This window comes from Micromonospora sp. RTBAU3-60 (assembly GCF_054963695.1).
The window spans coordinates 100,292-117,907 of the sequence record NZ_JBUEGB010000021.1 but is presented as its reverse complement, the minus strand read 5'-3'; the positions used below and the strand labels follow the sequence as shown (position 1 = coordinate 117,907).

The following is a 17,616-nucleotide window of genomic DNA, read 5'->3' as shown; positions in this document are numbered from 1 at the left end:
CCATCGCCTCGACAACACCGATGCAGGAGAACCAGCGCTTACGCCCGACCCACGTCACCTGAATCTCTCCCGGGTCAACCCATACGCCTAGCGCCAGCGGGATACACCGAGATGCTGCGCGGCATTTGAGAGTCGAGGAGGTTCCACACGGTCAACCTATGATCACTGATGATTCCTGATCAAGTCGGTGAGCCTCAACCGTCCCGTCGCCCCTTCGTGCCGATGGCGCCGGGTCGCACCGTACCCACCACATGCCAGCGATCGGGGTGGTGCGGGGCGCCCGGTTCGAGGACGATCGCTGGATGACTTCCCTCGCGCGGCTGGCGCTGGTCGGAGATCCACTGCTCGACGCCGCAGGGCAGGCGCCCGTCACCCGCGCCGTTGCCGGGCTCGGCCCGAACGTCGAGGCAACCTGGATCCCGACCACCGAGGCCGACGGAACCCTGGCGGGCTTCGACGGGGTGTGGCTGACCGGCAGCCCCTACCAGAGCGAGACCGGGATCGTGATCGCCGCCGGCATCGCCCGCCGGGCGGGCATCCCCCTGCTGGGCACCTGTGGCGGGATGCAGTTGGCGGTCACCGAGTTCGCCACCGAGGTGGCCGGCCTGGCCGAGGAGGAGGTGCTGGTTCCGCTCTCGTGTTCCGTGGGCGGCGACGAGTGCCTGGTCAGCGCGACCGAGGGTTCCCTTTTCGCCCGGGCGCTGGGGGCGGACCGGACCAGGGAGCGTTACCACTGCTCGTACGGGCTGAACCCGGCGACGGTGCAGGCGTTGACCGAGCACGGCCTGCGGTTCACCGGGTTCGACGAGGACGATGTCGTACGTGTCGCGGAGCTGCCGGGGCACCCGTTCTTCCTCGGCACGCTGTTCCAGCCCGAGCTGGCGGGCGGCGCCGAGCCGCATCCGATCATCCAGGCGTGGGGCGCAGCAGCCGCGGCGCGGCGGCATGGTTAGCCGCGAGACGGATCACGGGAAGGCCGGGATGCCAGCTCGGATACGGCGAGCGACAGCGGCCACGCTCTGGCGTTGGGCGGCCTACGGTGGCGGCGGCTGAAGCATCCGCTCCGGCCTAGCCGGTGAGTTCGGCCAGGTCGACCGCGGCGACAAGCTGGGCGAGCGCGGGTTCCCCGGCGAGGTCCAGCGGGAGCAGTTCACCGGTCCGCGGTCGCGGGTTGAGCAGTAGCTCGCGGCTGGTGTCGTGGACGATCGCGGCGGCGTCGGCCGCCTGCCACTGCACCCCGCGCAGCGCGGTCCGGTCGAACGTCGCCGCGAGCAGGCAGGAGACCCGCGGCCGGCCGTAGGCGTCCACGCCGTCGGTGCGCAGCACGGCCACCCGGACGGCGGCGACGCCGGGGGCGACGGCCAGCGCCTCCCGTACGGTGACCAGGACCTGGCCGCAGACGAACAGCTTGTAGTAGGCGGCGCGGTCGCGTTGGGCCAGCTTGCGCAGCGACAGGTTGCCGGCCTGCGTGGTGGTGGGCATCCGCTCGGGGACCACCTGGTCGACGCCGGGCACGAGCACCGCCAGGGAGACCTCGTCGCCGCTGACCCCGACCGCCGCACTGGGCGCCTCGTTGTCCTCGAACGCTTCCTCCAGGGTCTCCAGCACCACCTCGGGAACGTTGGCGCAGAGCTGCTGCCAGCGCTGGTCGAGGTAGCGCTGCCAGGCGGCCTGCTGTTCGAGCCGGGTGGCCCACTGCCGGTGTACCTCGGCCTCGGTCCACTGCGCCGCCTGCTGCCTGGCCTGCGCCCGCCGGGCACGCTCGAAGAGCCCGATCCCGGCCAGGGCGTGGCTCTCGTAGTGCTTGCGGATGCTGTCCCGGTCGGGCGGCGCGGGCTCCGGCGCGATCGGCCGGGAGGCGGGCGGGAAGTCCACCCGGTGCAGCTCGAGGATGCGCTGGAAGGCCTGGGCGAGGCGATGCGCCTCCGCCGCCCGTTGCGCCTGCGCCGCCTGGCGCTGCTGCGCGGCGAGCTGCCGCTGGTAGTTCGCCGCCGAGGCGGTCCGGCCGCCACCGGACCGGCCGCGCCGGCCGCCGCCGATTGAGGTGTAGAAGCCGACCGGCCCGACGCCGGTGGAGAATCCGGTACGGCCGCCGCCCACGTGGATCCGGGCGGCGCGCGGACCGAGGCTGGTGCGGATCCCCCGCGACGAGGCCCGGATGCGCACCCCTGGCGCCAGCTTGATGGAGAACCCCACCGGCCGACCGTAGACCGGCTCGGCTTGGCTCCTGGTCATCCCGCTGCCCGACCGGCACTCCGACACTCGGTCAGCCCGGCCAGCAATCCGGGCATCACCCCGCGTCGAAGCGTCGACACAGGTGGTGGCCGATTGGCCTCTGGCAATTGTTGAGCCCGCAAGCACACTGGTACGGGTGACGTACCAACCCCCGCAGGACCCCTGGCAGCCGGTGCCGCCTCCCCCGCCACCACCTCCCTCGCCGTGGCAGACGCCGACCGCCCAGTTCGGACCGGTCCCGCCATACCCGACGGCGCAGGTCCCGGCTGCCGGCCGGACCGAGGCGCACGGATGGGTAACCGTTCCGGTCGACGGCGGCAACGGCCCGAAGCGACGCATCACTCGCGGGCAGAAGATCGCCGGGGGTTTCCTCGGACTGCTCCTGTTCTGCTGCTGCGGCGGCGGCATCGCCGCCATCGGCAACCCGGGCGACGACAAGCCGGCCGCCAAGGAGTCGGCGGCGGCGGCGCGGGCGCTGGCCGAACCGTCCGTAGCCCAGGACAGCCCCGCGCCGTCGAGCGAACCACCGACCGTGGCGCCCACGAGCGAGTCGCCGAGCCCCGCGGCCACGACCAGCCGGCCCAGCCCGGCGCCGAAGCCGACGCGGAGCAGCCCGAAGCCGACGCCGAAGCGCACCACCAGCGCCCCGCGCACCACCAAGCCGACGACGAGCAAGTGCGACCCCAACTACAGCGGCTGCGTGCCCATCGCCAGCGACGTGGACTGCGCGGGCGGCAGCGGCAACGGTCCGGCGTACGTTCAAGGACCCGTGCGGGTGATCGGCAGGGACATCTACGACCTGGACCGCGACGGGGACGGTATCGCCTGCGACAAGTGACGGCAGACCGTGGAGGCCGTCCCCGTCCGGGGACGGCCTCCCGTCGTCATCGGGCCGGCACGGCGGGCGGCAGGAAGGGGTGCCCGTGCCACGCGCCCCGCACGGTACGCGCCGCGACCGTCGCCCAGGCGGCGAGCAGCAGCCCGTACAGCAGCACGGCGAGCGTGGTGAGCATGGCCGAGCCGGACGGGGCGGCCAGCCCGGTGACGCACCGGGGACCGCGAAGAGCGCCGGACACCGGTAGCGTGCGCATCGTGCGTGGGGAGGCGGGCGGACGGCAGGTATCCGGTTCGTCCGGCGAGTCGGCGCTTGAACAGCTGAAGGACCTCTTCGCGAGGCAGGGCTACCGGCGGTTCGACCTGCTCGGCGAGGGGATGGAAGGTGTCGTCTTCGCCCTCGGCGACGGGCACGTCGGCAAGCTCTGGTTCCGCCGGCAGCCGGCCGAGCTGCGAGTCATCAAGGACTTCTACGAGCACCTCGGGTCGCAGGATCTCCCCTTCGCCGTACCCCGGATGGTCGACGTGGACGCGGTGCGCGGCCGTGGGGTGACGATCGAGCACGAGCTGCCCGGCCGGAACCTGCGCGACGCGGTGGCGGCGGGTGACATCTCGGTCGAGACGGCGGGCACGTGCATGCTCACGGTGGTCACGGCGCTCGCGCGGACGACGGGCAGCGAGTCGGCCCGCCGACTGACCGTGCTCGACGAGCCCGCACCGATGTGGCAGGGCAGCGACACCTGGGCCGGCGCGCTACGCGCCCTGGTGGACCGACGGGTCGCTGCCTTCGGTCCGGTCCTGGCAAACGCGGTGGACAGGTTCGACGAGAAGGTCACCCGCGTCCGCCACCTGGTCGACGGCCTCCGCCCGTGCCGGACCGTCACCATGCACGGAGACCTGGTACCGGCGAACGTCCTGGTCACCCCGGCCGGCGAGCCGGCGGCCCTGCTCGACTGGGGTTTCCTGTCCACCGAGGCGGATCCGGCCTTCGAGGCGAGCATCGCCGCGGGCGTCTTCGACATGTACGGGCCGGCCGCCCGCAGCCTGGACGACGAATGGGTCGAGACCCTGTGCCGGCTGCTCGGCCACACCCGCCACCAACTGCTCGTCTACCGCGCGGTCTACGCGCTGCTGACCAGCAACTCCTACGACGCGGAAGGGAAGGACGGGCACTTCGCCTGGTGTGCCACGGCGCTCAACCGGCCGGACATCACCGAGGCGCTCTGGTCCGACTGGGCGGCGTAGCACCGACGCCCTGGACCACGAGCGGTGACGGTTCACTGACACGCCGCTCGGATCCGCGTGCGGCATCGTCTGGTGCCTGACGCTTGGATGGTGACAGGACCTGTTCGGGGATCGGGAAGGGCAACACCGTTCGGCATGGAGCGCGACCCTTCGCGGGTCGTCGCGTTCAGCGATGCCGTCATCGCCATCGCCGTCACTCTGCTCGTCCTGGAGATCCGCCCGCCGCAGGACGCCCGGCACCTGTTCCACGGCCTCGTCGCGCTCTGGCCGTCCTACCTGGCCTACACCGTCACCTTCATGTTGATCGGGCAGGTGTGGGCCAACCACCACGTCATGTTCGACCAGATCCGCACCGCTGACCGGACGGTGTTGTTCTTGAACACGGTGCTGCTGATGGACATCGCGTTCCTGCCGTTCGCCGCCTCCGTCCTGGCCGAGGCGCTTCGTGAGGGACAGGGGCAGCGGGTTGCCGTCGTCCTCCACGGCATCACGTTCGAACTGGCAGCCATTCTGTTCAACGCCATCTGGGCGTACGCCCGCCGTCACCCCCGGCTGCTGGTGACCACCCTCGACGCCGCCGGTGCGAGAGCCATCGGCCGGCGCTTCCGGCTCGCCCTCACCTGGATCGCCACCGGAACCCTGCTGGGCGCCCTGCTTCCCGCTCTTGGCGTGGCGGTGATCGCCGCGTTCATCCCCTTCTACTGGCTGCCGATCCGGGGCGAGATCGCCAGGGCGAGGCAGCGCCCTGGCAAGGGTGGCGGTCCGGCGTGAACGCGGGTGTCGAGAAGGCGGCCGGGCACCCAGGGTGTCCGGCCGCCTTCGGCGTGTCGGTCAGTGGGCGTGGTGGTACTGGTGCACGACGGCGTGGCCCTTGCCCCGCGAGATCAACCACCGGTTGATCGGGGTGGTCAGCAGGAACGCGACCAGCAGCGACGCCGCCAGTGCGGTCCAGAACAGCAGGCTGGTCAGGCCGGCATCCATCGCGCCGGGCACGGCCAGCATGAACCCGTTGTCCAGCAGCTCCATGACGGCGATCGAGATCGTGTCGGCGGCCAGGGCAACCTTCAGCGCGGTACGGACGTCGACCCCGGCGCGCAGCACCCCGCGCATGGTCAGCCCGTAGCCGAACACGAACGCCAACGCGATCGACAGCACCACGGTGGCGCCGTTGTGCAGGCCAATGCCGGTGCCGATGACCATGCCGAGCACCTCACCGATCGCGCAGCCGGTGAGGCAGTGCAGCGTCGCCGCCGCAGCCATCGCCCACGTCGCCGTCGGCTTCCCGGCCTGACCGTGGTGGGCATGAGCGTCGCCCGCTGGCCCCGCCGCGTGCACGGCTGCCGAGTCGTGTTGCTGGTGATTGTGAAGATCCATGTCCGCACCTCCCTGCGTCGACCTCACCATACCCCTAGGGGGTATGGGTGTCCAGGTGTGCGCCGCCACTCATCGGGCTGTCGCCGTCAGAAAGGCGTCGGAGGCGCACCTTGGGGCGTTCGTTCCGCAGGTGCTGGTGCTGGCGTACCTGCTCGCCCCAGACCTCCTGGTCGTATCGAGCGGTGCGAGCCGTCGCAGTAGTGGAACTTCTCGTCCCGGGCCGCAGGATGCTCATCGCAGCCAGCAGAGAACGCGGCGGTGCAGCGCACCGGCGGGCACCCAGTGCAGGCCGGGAGGGGAGCATTGGCCCATGCATGGCCACCGGAGCAGGTCCCTGGCCTGCGGGAAACGCCGGCCTGAGGGTTCGTCGAGGGTGCACTCCGCCGCCGTACAAGATCGAAAAAGGCCGTCTCCGACTGACGGAAACGGCCTTTGAGCTGGGTGGAGCTGAGGGGATTTGAACCCCTGACCCCCTCGATGCGAACGAGGTGCGCTACCGGTCTGCGCCACAGCCCCTCCGCTGGCGTACCAGCGTCGGTCCCACCCGGCTTGCACCGGGCGGGCCGGCGACAAGGCTAACAGGTCACCGGCCCCCGGTGCGAATCGCCCCACCGGACGAGGAGATCTTGGCAGGAAAAGGCCCCCAGAAGGGCCGAAACTTACCAAGATCTCCGAGCCACCGCAGGTGAGGACGGGAGCGGCACTAGGCGGGCGCGTATGCGAGGTTCAGTACGCCGCTCTTGAACGTCTCCTGGCTCAGCAGCCGCAGCGGGTGGGTCGGCGTCTCCTCGAACAGCCGCTGCCCGCGCCCGACGGCGATCGGGTGGACCAGCAGCCGCAATTCGTCCAGCAGCCCGTTGGCCAGCAGCCACCGGACCGTGGTGGCGCTGCCCGACATGGCGATCTCCCCGTCGGTCTGGTCCTTGATCTTCCGCAGGCGAGCTGCGACCTGCGACGAGTCGCCCGACAGCAGGGTCGAGTTCGGCCAGGTCGCCTCGGTGAGCGTGTTGGACAGCACGTACTTCGGCACCGAGTTGATGAAGGTCGCGAAGTCGGCGTCGAAGCCGTCGCCGGTGTGGTTCGGCCAGTACTCGGCCCACTCCTGGTACTGCCGCCGTCCCATCAGGAACGCCCTCGTCTGCTCCACTCCGCGGCTGACGGCGGCGCCCATGTCGTCGTCGAAGTAGGGGAAGTGCCACTGGTCGGGCCGCTCCACGACGCCGTCCAGCGAGATGAAGAAGTTCGACACGATCTTGGCCATGGTGCGCTCCTGTGCGTCACTCGTGGCCGGCCCTGCGCCGGCCCTCATCAACGCGTCGCACGGCCTCCGCCGGATCCGACAACCCCGGTCCAAGACTTTCCGCTCCAGATCGGGGACGTTGCGGTGTCCCGGTCACCCGGACACCGCAACATCGCCGATGTGGCGCCGGGACACCGCGACGCCGACCAACGCCGACGAGCGCCGACCGGCGCCGGCCGACGACCAACCGCCGGCCGGGGTCAGGCCGAGTGTGAGCCGCGGCCGGCCTCGTAGGCGCGGCCGCGGAGGCCGCCCGCCCGGCGGTAGGAGACCGAGCCGCCGCTGGCCGCCGGCGGCAGGTCCGCCGGCCGGTCCAGCCCCATCGCCGTACGCCGGACCGCCTCGCGCTGGGCGGCCAGGCGCCGCTGTGCCTCCCGGCGGGCCGCGGCGCGCCGCGCCTGCTCCCGGCGTACCTCGGCCTGGCGGGCGGCCAGCCAGGCCGCCTCCCGGGCCTCCGCGCGCCGCCGCCGCCGATCGGCCAGGGCCAGCTTCCGCAGGTGTACGACGTACGTCACGAGCAGGGTGCCGGTCACCGAGAAGCTGATCCAGAACCCGGGGCCGACCGCCACCACGCCGATCAGCTCGACGAAGTTGAGCAGCAGCAGCGCGGCGAGCACCCGGCGGCGGCGGTAGATCGCCGGGGTGTGCCGGCGGCGCTTCGGGGGGTGCCGCCGGCGGGACTTCGCGGGGGCGGGCGGCACCGAGCGGAGGCGGCTCGACCGGCGTGGGGCCGGCGGGGCCGAGGTCGGGGAAGCGGAACGATCCGTGTCCGTAGACTCACTCAGCGTAATCACGAGGTGACGGGGCGGGCGCACCGGTCGCCGTCCGGGCACGGTGCGCTTCCGTCGGCGGCGCTGGAGCACCCGCGCCGTCGACTGCGCCCGCTCCGCCACCAGCCGCTCGGTGGCGTCGTACCGACGGACCAGCGCCGGCGCGAGAGCGAGCAGGCCGGCGGCGGCGAGGACGGCGAGGAGCACCGAGGTCGGCACCCTCACCCCTCCCGTCACCAGATTCGGGGCGAGCGCCACTCGACCGCACCTTGTTCCGCCGTACGTCGTTCACGACGCAGATCGTGCGAGGCCCGCCGCGCTTGCCCACAGCTTGCAGTTACTTGAGGTTACGGGCCGCCGACCGGGTTGACCGTGCGCCGCGCCGGGCGTGGCGGGTCGGACGCGTCACCCGCGGCTGTCACGTACGCGGTGCCAGCGGGCCAGCAGCCCGCCCTCGGCGGCCACTTCCTCGCTGGTCATCGCGTATCCGATGTGGTCCCGCCAGGCGCCGTCGATGTGCATGTAGCGGACGTGGTACGCCTCCTCGCGGAAGCCCAGCTTCTCCACCACCCGCCGGGACGGCGCGTTCTCCGGCCGGATGTTCACCTCGATCCGGTGCAGCCCGCCGGGCCCGAACGCGTGGTCCACGGCCAGCGCCACCGCGGTGGGGATCACGCCGCGACCGGCCACCCGGGAGTCCACCCAGTAGCCGACGTAGCCGGAGCAGAACGCGCGCCGGACGATGCTGCCCACGTTGAGGTGGCCGACCAGCCGCTCCTGCCCCTCCTCGCGCAGGCAGACCGCGAACGGCATCCCCTCGCCGATCCGCGCCGAGCGGCGCTGGTCGGCGTGGACCAGGCGGAACGCGGCCGGCGAGTTCATCTCGTCCCACGTGCCCGGCAGGTGGGACTCCCAGGGGGACAGCCAGGCATGGTTGGCGCGCCGGATCTCCGACCAGGCGGCCGCGTCGGAGCGCCGGTAGGGTCGCAGCACCACCGGACCGTCCACCAGCACCACCGGCCACCCGGGCGACCGCCGAAACAGGCTCACCGGGCTGGCCTTCCGCTCGCGGCTGCGGGGCTCGCAAGCTCTCCTCGCATTCCTGCACGGCCGCGTCCCACGCGAGCCGCCCAGGAACGCTCGCTCCTCGCGCTCACCTGCGCCTGTCCAGCAGGAGCACGTCCACCGTGGAGCCGGCGGCGGCGGTGGTGACCCGCTCGCCGAGGACCAGCAGGCCGTTCGCCTCGGCCAGGCCGGAGAGGGTGAACGGCCCGCCGGCCAGCGGCTGCACCGTGTAGCCGCCGCCGCGCCGCTCGGCCACGTGCGCGGGGCGGAACTCGCGCAGCCCACCCGGGGACGAGACCGTCTCCAGCAGGTGGGCCCGGACGCTGGGCCGGAACACCGGCTCGGCGCCGGCGAGCAGCTGGATGGCCGGGCGGGCCAGCACCTCGAAGCCGATCAGCGCCGCGCCGGGCTCACCGGGAAGACAGACCACCGGCACCTCCTCGGCGCCGACCGTACCGAATCCGAGGGCCGTTCCGGGATAGAGGGCCACCTCTGTGAAGGTCACCGGTCCGGCGCGGCCGCCCTCCCGGCGGGACAGGATCCGCCGGACCATGTCGCCGGGGCCGGTGCCCGTGCCGCCGGTGGTGATGATCAGGTCGGCCCGCAGCGTCTGGTCCTCCAGCAGGCCGCGCAGCCCCTCCGGGTCGTCGTCGCAGATCCCCACCCGGTACGCGAGCGCGCCCGCCTCGGCGGCGGCGGCGGTCAGCGCGTGCGAGTTGGTGTCCACCACCTGGCCGGGCTGGCTGCCCCGGCCGACGTCGACCAGCTCGTCGCCGGTGGCCACGATGACCACCCGCGGGCTGGGCCGGACCACCACGTGCCCGATGCCGGTGGCGGCGAAGACGGCCACCAGAGCCGGCGAGACGTACGTGCCGGCGCGGGCGAGCAGGGTGCCGGCTGGTAGTTCCTCACCGGCGCGGCGGACGCCGTACCCGCGCTTGGGGGCGCGGAAGATCTCCACGGCCGCCATGCCCTGGTCGGTCCACTCCACCGGGACCACCACGTCGGCGCCGATGGGCAGCGGCGCGCCGGCCGCCACCGAGAAACACGAGCCGGGGGTGAGCCGGACCGGGCGCCAGCTCGCCGCACCCAGGTCACCGACCACGTTCAGCCGGATGCTGCGCCCACCGCGCGTACCGGAGGGGGCCGGGACGTATCCCGGCCCCCGGCTCCCTCCGGAGATGTCCTCCCAGCGCGCGGCGTACCCGTCCACCGCCGCCTGGTCGAAGGCGGGGTACGAGTGCGGCGCGACCACGTCCTCGGCGAGGACGTTGCCGTACGCCTGGGTGAGGTCGAGGTCGAGCGGAGGCAGCGCGCGTAACCTGCGCAGCACGCTGCCCAGGTAGTCGGCGAGCGGCGTCAGCTCGTTCGCGGCCGCCTCGGCGTCGGCCGTCGCGGTCATGTATTGGGACCGCCCGACGCGTTGCGCACGCCCTCCAGGATCGCCGAGGTGACCGTCTCGTCGCCCCGGTTGACGAACTCGGCGAGCCACTTGCGGAACTCGGCGCCCAGGTCTTCCCGTTCGGCGGCGATCTGGACGACGGTCTGGAGGTAGCCGAGCGGCATGCCGGTGTCGTAGCGGGTGCCCCGGTAGATGATGGCGTGCACCGGCACCCCCTCGTTGCGCAGGATCTCCATGGCGTCGGTCAGCTGGATCTCCCCGCCGCTGCCCGGCTCGGTACGCCGGATCGCGTCGAAGATCCGCCCTGGGAGCACGTACCGGCCGAGGACGGCGAGGTTGCTCGGGGCGTCCTCCGGCTTCGGCTTCTCCACCATGCCGGTGACCTTGACGATGTCGGCGATGTCGTTGAACTCCGGCTCGGCCGGCTCGACCGAGGCGATGCCGTACCGCTTGGTGTCGGCCGGGTCGACCTCGAAGAACGCCAGCACGATGCCGCCGGTGCGGGCCTGCAGCTCCAGCATGGCCGGCAGCAGCGGCTCGTCCATCTTGACGAACTCGTCGCCGAGCAGCACCGCGAAGGGCTGGTCGCCGACGTGGGACTCGGCGTATCCGACGGCGTGGCCGAGGCCGAGCTGCTCGGGCTGCCGGCAGGTGTAGATCTCGGCCAGCTCTTCGGGGCGGCGTACCGCCTCCAGCAGCTCGGGCTTGCTCTCCAGCCGCGCCTCCAGGTCGGGCCGGCGGTCGAAGTGGTCCACCATCGACGTCTTGCCGCGCCCGGTGACCAGCAGCACGTCGGTGAGGCCGGCCTGGGCGGCCTCCTCGACGATGTACTGCAGTACCGGCCGGTCCACGACCGGCAGCAGCTCCTTCGGGACCGCCTTGGTGGCCGGCAGGAACCGGGTGGCCAGGCCGGCCGCCGGGATCACGGCCTTGACCGCACGGGCGCGACCGGTCGCGGCGGCCGCTGAGGGGTTCGCTGAGTGCTCCGACATGTCGCGAGACTATCGGCCACGGCTCTGCCGCGGCGGGTGAGGACCGGAAGACGCGCCGCCCTGACCCCCGACCGAGGCGTCGGGGGCACCGGCCCGGGGCAGCCCGTCGGGCGGGCTGACGGTGGCGACCGCCACGGGGATCTCCCGGGTGGGCGGCGGGTCGGGCGGCTCGGCCAGCCGGTAGCCGTCCCGGCCGGCGGCCTTGGCCGCGTAGAGGGCATCGTCGGCGGCGTCGAGCACCTGCTGCCCGCCGGCGGCGTGGTCGGGGTAGACGGCGATGCCGATGGAGACGGTCACCGCCACCCGGACCGGCTCGCCCCCGTGCCCGTCCACCGGCACCGGCTGGTCCCGGACCACCGCACCGAGCCGCTCGGCGACGATGGTCGCGCCCCGGGCGTCGGTCTCCGGCAGCAGCACCACGAACTCCTCGCCGCCCTGCCGGAACGCCAGGTCCACCTCGCGGATCTCGCCGCGTACCCGGCGGGCGAATTCGACCAGCACGGCGTCCCCGGCGGCGTGCCCCCAGGTGTCGTTGACGTCCTTGAACCGGTCCAGGTCGAGGGCGAGGACGCTGAGCATCCGGCCGAACCGGTTGGCCCGTTCCACCTCCCGTCGGATCGACTCGCGCAGGTAGCGGTAGTTCCACAACCCGGTGAGCGGGTCGGTCAGCGAGAGCCGCTGGGTCTCCTCGTGCACCCGGACGTTCTCCACCGCCACCGCCGCGTGGGCGGCGAACGTCCGCAGGGTGAAAAGGTCGTCGTCGTCGAACTCCTCGGCGCCGAGCCGGTCGTAGAGGGCCAGCACCCCCAGCGTGCCGGAACCCGCCGGCGCCGGCTCGTCGTCGGCCGGCGGGTGCCCGGGTCGGTCCGGCTCGCCGCGCCCGGCCAGCTCCGCCGCCCTCGGCGCGGCGAACGGCACCGCGATGTACGTCTCGCAGGCCGGTTCCCCGGTCGGGGCGTCCGTCGGCTCCCACCGCCCGCACAGCGGCTCCCCGGTGGCGGCCACCGTGCCGACCACCCCGGTCCCGGCCGGCACCCGCAGCGTCGCCGCGTCGTCGCCGGACCAGCGGTCGTCCAGCCCCTCGACGCACTGGCCGACGAGCACCCCCTCGCCGTCGAGCAGCAGCACCGCACCGGCCCGTGCGCCGGTCGCCGCGATCGCGCTGTGCAGGATCACCCGCAGGATGCGTTGCAGGTCGTGGGTGCTGGCCAGGGTGTCGCCGAGCACCGCCAGATGCCCGCGCAACTGGTCCCGGCTGCTGGTCAGGGCGGCCACGTAGCTGCCGGTCTCCCGGGTCATCCGGTTGAACGCACCGGCCAGCCGCCCGATCTCGTCCCGGCTGCGCACCGGCACCCGGGCGGTCAGGTCGCCGTGCGTCACCCGGTCCACCGCGCCGGCCAGCTCGGCCAGGGGGCGCGTGGTCACCCGGGCCAGCCGCCAGGCGGCCAGCACGGCCAGCAGGGCGGCCAGCAGCACCGCGCCGACCAGCGCGACGTGCAGGCCGGGCGGGCGTTCCCCCGGCACCGAGAGCACCAGCGGCAGCGGCTGCCCCGGGGACGGGCCGACCCGCCGCACGTACCGACCGTCGACGGTCTCGGTGACCTGGTCCCCGTCGACCGTGCGGGCGGCGGCGAGCACCGCGGCGCGTACCTGCCGGGTCTCGGTGGTGTGGGTGATCCGGTCGGTGCCGGCGGGGTCGTCGAGGAGGGTGACCGCGACCCCGGTCACCGCGGCGAGCCGCGCCACGAAGGCCGGGTCGACGGGCTGCGCGGCGGCGACCGTGCCCAGGTCGGCGCCGGCCGGGTCGCGGAGCTGGACCTGGGCGGCGAGGGCGCGGACCGGGCCGGCGACGGGCGGCGCGCCGGAGCAGTCCTGCCAGGGCCGGCCCGGGCCGCCGGGAGTGGCGTAGCTGGTCCGGCCGGCGGCGTCGGTGACCAGCACGGCGGCGGCCAGGCCGCGGCCCACCACCTGGTCCGCCGCGCGGGGGCGGGCGGCGGGGTCGGTGACCAGCGCGACCGCGTCGGCCGCCGCGCGCAACTGCTGGCAGAGGGCGTCCACGGAGGTACGCACCCCGGCGGCGGCCAGGCCCAGCCGCTCGGCGGAGCGGCTGTGGTCGACCGCTGCCATCGTGGACCCGACGAAGAAGGCGCCGAGCAGGACGGGGCCGAGCACCACCGCGAGGAAGGCCGCCGTCAACCGCCCGCGTAGCGTCAAGCTTCCCCCTGGAAGTTCTGCGCCCCTTGCTGCGATGCTGACACAGAGCGACGGGGAGACAAGCGTTGCGTCAGGAGTGTTGCGTGCCGGAATTTACGGATGAAGCGGATGCGACACATGCTGCGAAGCGGGAGTTGCGGGTCGCGCTGCTCGCTCACCGCCGGTCGCTGCCCGCGCCGTCCCGGGCGGCAGCGGTGGCGCGCGTCCAGGCCGAGCTGACCTCGCTGGTACGCCGGCTCCGCCCGGCCCGGATGACCGCGTACGTGCCGGTCGGCTCGGAGCCGGGCGGGAGCGACCTGCCGGCGGTGCTGCGCGCCGCGCTGCCGCCCGCGGGAGAGCTGCTGCTGCCGGTACTCCGCGACGACCTGGACCTGGACTGGGCCGCGTACACCGACGCGGGGTCGCTGCGAGCCGCCGGTCGGGGCCTGCGCGAGCCGACCGGCCCCCTTCGCGGCCCGGACGTCGTGGCCGAGGCCGACCTGGTGATCGTGCCGGCCCTGGCGGTGGACCGCCGGGGGATCCGGCTGGGCCGGGGCGGCGGCTCGTACGACCGGGCGCTGGCCCGGGTGCCGGCGGCGACCCTGACCGTAGCGCTGCTGCACGACGGTGAGCTGGTCGAGGTGGTGCCCGCGCAGCCGCACGACCGACCGGTCCGCGCCGTGATCACCCCCACCGACGGCCTGCGTACGCTGGCCCCGGCGACGGTTGTCTGACGGCACACTTCCGCTGGACGAATCCTCGCCGATGACGCACCATTGGCACTCGGAAGCGTCGAGTGCCAACCGGCCGTGCCAAGATCCGGAGGAGAACGTGCCCACGTACCAGTACGCCTGCACCGCGTGCGGCCACCAGCTCGAGGCGGTGCAGTCTTTCTCTGACGAGCCGCTGACCGAGTGCCCGGCGTGTGAGGGGCAGCTGCGCAAGCTCTTCAACTCGGTCGGCATCGTGTTCAAGGGCTCCGGCTTCTACCGCACCGACTCCCGCTCGTCCGGTTCCGACACCGCCACGAGCACCACGAGCACGCCGGCGAAGTCCGAGTCGTCGTCCAGCAGCTCGTCGAGCACGTCCGGTTCGTCGAACGGCTCGACCAGCTCGAGCAGCGGCTCGTCCACCAAGGCCCCGGCCGCCAGCACCTCCTCCTGAACCAGGCCTCACACGGCAGAGGGGTGGGCACCGCGAGCGCGGGCCCACCCCTCTGCCGTGCTGGTGACTAGCGTGGCGCGGGGACCGGTGGCCCGCTGCGCGCCGCGGCCCGGCGGCCGGCGAGGAACAGGATCAGGCCGAGGGCCAGACCGAGCAGTCCGAGCCCGCCGCCGATGCCGCCGACGACCAGGTACGACGTGTCCCACGGCTGCCCGATGCGCAGTGGGGTGCCGTCGTCGCCGGGGCCGAAGTGGCCGCCCACGCCCTCCTTGCCGACCGGCAGGGCGGCGCTGCCGGGCTTGAGGCGGGCGGCCGCCTTGAGCGCGGCTTCGGCGTCGACCACGCCGTACCCGGTCTGCGGGTTGTGCCCCTTCCGGTAGGTCGAGGCGGTCTGCTCGAGGAGCTGTTCGACCTGGCGCGGCGACAGATCGGGATACTTCGCCACGATCAGCGCCGCGACGCCCGCGGCGAGCGCAGTGGCCGACGAGGTGCCCTGGACCTTCTTGCGCCCGCCGCCGATCTTGGCGGAGTAGATCTCCACCCCGGGCGTGACGACGTCGACGTAGTTGTGGACCTGGGAGAACTCCGCCCGCGTGCCCCGTGGGGTGGCCGCGCCGACGGCGATCACCCCCGGGTACGCCGCCGGGTAGGACAACTCGTTGAGCTCGTCACCCGCGTTGCCGGCACCGGCGATCACCACCACGCCCTTCGACAGGGCGTACGCGATCGCCTCGGCTTCGCGGTGAACGTAGGCCCCGAGAGATGTCTCACTGCCGAGCGACAAGGAGATCACCTGCACGCCCTGGTCGGCTGCGGCACGGATCGCCCGCTCCACCGCCACCCCTTCGCGCGCCTCCTGCTCCGGGTTCTCGCCGTAGTGCTCGATCCCCTCCAGCCAGGTCTTGTAGTCCGGATCCTCCCGGTCGCGGATGGCGCGGAAGCCCAGCACCTTGGCGGCCGGTGCGACATCCAGCACGCTGGATGCCATGGAGGTGCCGTGGCGGCCGTACCACGACTCCTTCTGGTCCGTTTCGGCGAGGAAGTCGGTGCCCTCGGTGGCTCGGCCGCGCAGCGCCTTGTGGTCCGTGCGGATCCCGGTGTCGATGACGGCGACCGTGACCCCTTCGCCCTTGCTGATCTTGTGCGCGGCCGGTACGGAGAGCGCCGCCAGTTCCCACCCGTTCGACGCCGCGAGGGCCGGGCTCGGAGTGACGGCGACGACGCCGGCGGTCGCGGCGAGCACGGCCGGGACGGCGACCAACTGGCGGACCCGTGACGAAAGCTTGCTCACTGACCCCGCCCCATGATCGTGCTGTCCAGCTCGTGGGCGAACCCGCGCAGCAGGATGTCGGACGTGCTCGCGTAGCCGTGCGTCTCTTCCTCGCCGTCCAGCCGCCACTCCTTCGGCAGGACCCCGATGTCCCGGGTGCCGTCGGCCGGGCCGACCGAGATCGCCGCCACGTAGGGCAGGTCACCCCCGACCCCGCTCGCGCCGCCGGCGAGGGCCCGCTCCTTGACCCACTTCGCGGCGAGCGTGCCGGGAACCGCTACGGGAAAGACCAGCGGTCCGGGGTCTTTGGCCCAGGAGAACTCCTCAGCGACGGCCTCGGCCCCGCCGGAGGAATCGAGCACGACGAGCGCGATGGTCGCCGCTACGTCCCCGCCGATGTGCACGTACGTCGCACGCAGTGCCGTCTTGCAGCCCTTCGCCGCGACGGCTTTCGCGAAATCCTTCCGGAGCGCCTCGTTGCAGGACGCCTCCTTGGCGATCCCCTGTCGCGACCACGCGCGGGTCTCCTCGTCGCCGCGTGGCCAGCCGAGGTAGTCGGGGAAGATCTGGTCGGCCTTCAGGTTGTGCCAGGCCACCGGGGCGAAGGCATCGTTCGAGACCTGGATCTGGTGGTTCTTGTAGGCCTGCAGGACGACGACACCGCCGAGCAGCAGGGGAAAGATACTGAGCGCCGCGAACACGATGCCGAAGACCTTGCGCTTCGTCCCCTTCCGCTTGACCGGCGGCACCGGCAGGCGACCGGGCGGCATCCCGTACAGGGGCGCTCCGGCCGGTGCTGGTGGGGGTGGCATCGCGGGATAACCCGGTGGGGGTGGCATCGCGGGATAACCCGGTGGGGGCGGCGGCCCCGGAAACGACTGGGGTGGCTGAGGGTATGACAACGCGGTCCTTCCTGCACCGGCCGGCGTACGCCGGGCGCCCGGCCGGCTAGCTCAACCTGATACCTGGCGCGGGCGTTTGGGCAAGATCATGGCAAGCGCCGATTTCCCGTTTCGTCCGGCCCGCCCGGCTGTCGCAGACCCTGGGAACGCCCCACACCGGCCGACCGGCTCAGACCCACCGCCGAGCAGCACACCCCGCTGCCCATCCGTGATCAGCAGCTACCACGGGCCGGCGGCGGCCGGAGGTTGTCCACAGGCGGGCTGGTTTTCCACAGGGCGGCCTGCCGGGGCAGCGCCACTTCACCCCGGATTCCTAGCCTGCTACCCGTCTGAGCGGGTGTCGGGCGGGAGGGACGCGGGTGGCGGGCGAGGGATCACTGCAGCCGGTGCGCTGGCGCGGGCTGCCGCGCGGCGGGACCCTGCTCCGGGTGGCGGTGGTCGCCGTGCTGCTCGGCCTAACCGCCGCCGTCCTCCAGACACCCGCCGGCTGTCCGCCGAGCAGGGCCCCGGCCGGCCCCACCCCGGCCACGAGTCCGGCGAGCCCTGGCCCCGGGCAGTCGACCGCCGCGCTGCCCCTGCCCAGCGGCTCGGTCGGCGTGCCGGTCCGGCTGGCCGAGCCGGCCGCGCTCGCCGTGCTCCGCCCGGGCGCCCGGGTCGACCTGCTGGTCGTACCGGCCGGTGCGGCCGGCAAGGAGGCGAAGCTGCTCGCGCCGCGGGCGCTGGTGCTCGACGTGGTCGGCGGCGGGGCGGTCGACGGCTCCTCCGCGCTCTACCTGGCGCTCCGGCCCGAGCAGGCGCAGCAGGCCGTCGGCGTGCCCGAGGGCAGCCGCTTCGCGGTGGTGGTACGCGGATGACCGGCAGCAGTCACGC

At 73.2% G+C, this 17,616-nt stretch carries 18 protein-coding genes, 1 tRNA gene and 1 pseudogene; 7 read left to right on the top strand and 13 right to left on the bottom strand.

The window, feature by feature from the left end:
- The first annotated feature begins 302 nt into the window (after positions 1-302).
- Positions 303-953 carry a glutamine amidotransferase-related protein gene (locus tag ACY34I_RS21645; protein WP_462756849.1) on the top strand — a complete coding sequence of 217 codons (651 nt, stop codon included), beginning with the start codon at positions 303-305 and terminating at the stop codon, positions 951-953.
- A gap of 115 nt (positions 954-1,068) precedes the next feature.
- Here the strand turns inward: ACY34I_RS21645 and ACY34I_RS21640 are convergent, their stop codons facing one another.
- Positions 1,069-2,196: a DUF4236 domain-containing protein gene (locus ACY34I_RS21640; RefSeq protein WP_462756847.1), complete on the bottom strand. Its 1,128-nt coding sequence runs from the start codon at positions 2,194-2,196 to the stop codon at positions 1,069-1,071.
- A gap of 175 nt (positions 2,197-2,371) precedes the next feature.
- Between ACY34I_RS21640 and ACY34I_RS21635 the strand changes: the two genes are divergently transcribed.
- On the top strand, positions 2,372-3,073 hold the full coding sequence (locus tag ACY34I_RS21635; protein WP_462756845.1) for a hypothetical protein: 702 nt from the start codon (positions 2,372-2,374) through the stop codon (positions 3,071-3,073).
- A gap of 46 nt (positions 3,074-3,119) precedes the next feature.
- On the opposite strand, the gene ACY34I_RS21630 is transcribed toward ACY34I_RS21635, so the two are convergent.
- The gene (locus ACY34I_RS21630; RefSeq protein ID WP_462756843.1) at positions 3,120-3,326 is read right to left on the bottom strand and encodes a hypothetical protein; all 207 of its coding nucleotides are present in this window, start codon (positions 3,324-3,326) and stop codon (positions 3,120-3,122) included.
- Position 3,327: 1 nt separating this feature from the next.
- On the opposite strand from ACY34I_RS21630, the gene ACY34I_RS21625 reads away from it, so the two are divergent.
- Positions 3,328-4,314, top strand: coding sequence for a phosphotransferase family protein (locus tag ACY34I_RS21625; protein WP_462756841.1), 987 nt, complete (start codon positions 3,328-3,330; stop codon positions 4,312-4,314).
- A 135-nt stretch (positions 4,315-4,449) separates the two neighbouring features.
- Positions 4,450-5,085 carry a TMEM175 family protein gene (locus ACY34I_RS21620; protein ID WP_462756839.1) on the top strand — a complete coding sequence of 212 codons (636 nt, stop codon included), beginning with the start codon at positions 4,450-4,452 and terminating at the stop codon, positions 5,083-5,085.
- A 60-nt stretch (positions 5,086-5,145) separates the two neighbouring features.
- Here the strand turns inward: ACY34I_RS21620 and ACY34I_RS21615 are convergent, their stop codons facing one another.
- The 8 genes from ACY34I_RS21615 to ACY34I_RS21580 form a co-directional block, all read right to left on the bottom strand.
- Positions 5,146-5,688 (bottom strand): DUF4396 domain-containing protein, encoded by a 543-nt coding sequence (locus ACY34I_RS21615; protein WP_462756837.1) that lies wholly within the window; start codon positions 5,686-5,688, stop codon positions 5,146-5,148.
- Between the two features lie 442 nt (positions 5,689-6,130).
- A tRNA-Ala gene (locus tag ACY34I_RS21610) sits at positions 6,131-6,204 on the bottom strand.
- A gap of 187 nt (positions 6,205-6,391) precedes the next feature.
- Positions 6,392-6,949 carry a dihydrofolate reductase family protein gene (locus ACY34I_RS21605; RefSeq protein WP_462756835.1) on the bottom strand — a complete coding sequence of 186 codons (558 nt, stop codon included), beginning with the start codon at positions 6,947-6,949 and terminating at the stop codon, positions 6,392-6,394.
- Between the two features lie 239 nt (positions 6,950-7,188).
- Positions 7,189-7,983, bottom strand: coding sequence for a divisome protein SepX/GlpR (gene sepX, locus ACY34I_RS21600; RefSeq protein WP_462756857.1), 795 nt, complete (start codon positions 7,981-7,983; stop codon positions 7,189-7,191).
- A gap of 180 nt (positions 7,984-8,163) precedes the next feature.
- The gene (locus ACY34I_RS21595) at positions 8,164-8,772 is read right to left on the bottom strand and encodes a GNAT family N-acetyltransferase (RefSeq protein ID WP_462756855.1); all 609 of its coding nucleotides are present in this window, start codon (positions 8,770-8,772) and stop codon (positions 8,164-8,166) included.
- A gap of 139 nt (positions 8,773-8,911) precedes the next feature.
- Positions 8,912-10,225 carry a molybdopterin molybdotransferase MoeA gene (locus tag ACY34I_RS21590; RefSeq protein ID WP_462756833.1) on the bottom strand — a complete coding sequence of 438 codons (1,314 nt, stop codon included), beginning with the start codon at positions 10,223-10,225 and terminating at the stop codon, positions 8,912-8,914.
- Positions 10,222-11,217: a UTP--glucose-1-phosphate uridylyltransferase gene (locus tag ACY34I_RS21585; RefSeq protein ID WP_148796744.1), complete on the bottom strand. Its 996-nt coding sequence runs from the start codon at positions 11,215-11,217 to the stop codon at positions 10,222-10,224. Before ACY34I_RS21585 ends, ACY34I_RS21590 begins: the two co-directional genes overlap by 4 nt.
- A gap of 9 nt (positions 11,218-11,226) precedes the next feature.
- Positions 11,227-13,431 carry a GGDEF domain-containing protein gene (locus tag ACY34I_RS21580; RefSeq protein ID WP_462756831.1) on the bottom strand — a complete coding sequence of 735 codons (2,205 nt, stop codon included), beginning with the start codon at positions 13,429-13,431 and terminating at the stop codon, positions 11,227-11,229.
- 83 nt (positions 13,432-13,514) lie between these two features.
- Between ACY34I_RS21580 and ACY34I_RS21575 the strand changes: the two genes are divergently transcribed.
- Together ACY34I_RS21575 and ACY34I_RS21570 are read left to right on the top strand one after the other, a co-directional pair.
- Positions 13,515-14,144 (top strand): 5-formyltetrahydrofolate cyclo-ligase, encoded by a 630-nt coding sequence (locus tag ACY34I_RS21575; protein WP_462756829.1) that lies wholly within the window; start codon positions 13,515-13,517, stop codon positions 14,142-14,144.
- Positions 14,145-14,175: 31 nt separating this feature from the next.
- A pseudogene (locus ACY34I_RS21570) lies at positions 14,176-14,382 on the top strand (FmdB family zinc ribbon protein); the annotation flags it as partial.
- Between the two features lie 14 nt (positions 14,383-14,396).
- Here ACY34I_RS21570 and ACY34I_RS21565 read toward each other — a convergent pair.
- The 3 genes from ACY34I_RS21565 to ACY34I_RS21555 form a co-directional block, all read right to left on the bottom strand.
- Positions 14,397-14,564: a hypothetical protein gene (locus ACY34I_RS21565; RefSeq protein ID WP_462756861.1), complete on the bottom strand. Its 168-nt coding sequence runs from the start codon at positions 14,562-14,564 to the stop codon at positions 14,397-14,399.
- Between the two features lie 77 nt (positions 14,565-14,641).
- Complete coding sequence (locus tag ACY34I_RS21560; RefSeq protein ID WP_462756827.1) at positions 14,642-15,865, bottom strand: S8 family serine peptidase; 1,224 nt, start codon at positions 15,863-15,865, stop codon at positions 14,642-14,644.
- Positions 15,862-16,614, bottom strand: coding sequence for a hypothetical protein (locus ACY34I_RS21555; RefSeq protein ID WP_462756825.1), 753 nt, complete (start codon positions 16,612-16,614; stop codon positions 15,862-15,864). Before ACY34I_RS21555 ends, ACY34I_RS21560 begins: the two co-directional genes overlap by 4 nt.
- 491 nt (positions 16,615-17,105) lie before the next feature.
- Here ACY34I_RS21555 and ACY34I_RS21550 point away from each other — a divergent pair, with 491 nt between their 5' ends.
- Positions 17,106-17,600, top strand: coding sequence for a flagellar biosynthesis protein FlgA (locus ACY34I_RS21550; protein WP_462756823.1), 495 nt, complete (start codon positions 17,106-17,108; stop codon positions 17,598-17,600).
- Positions 17,601-17,616 lie beyond the last annotated feature (16 nt).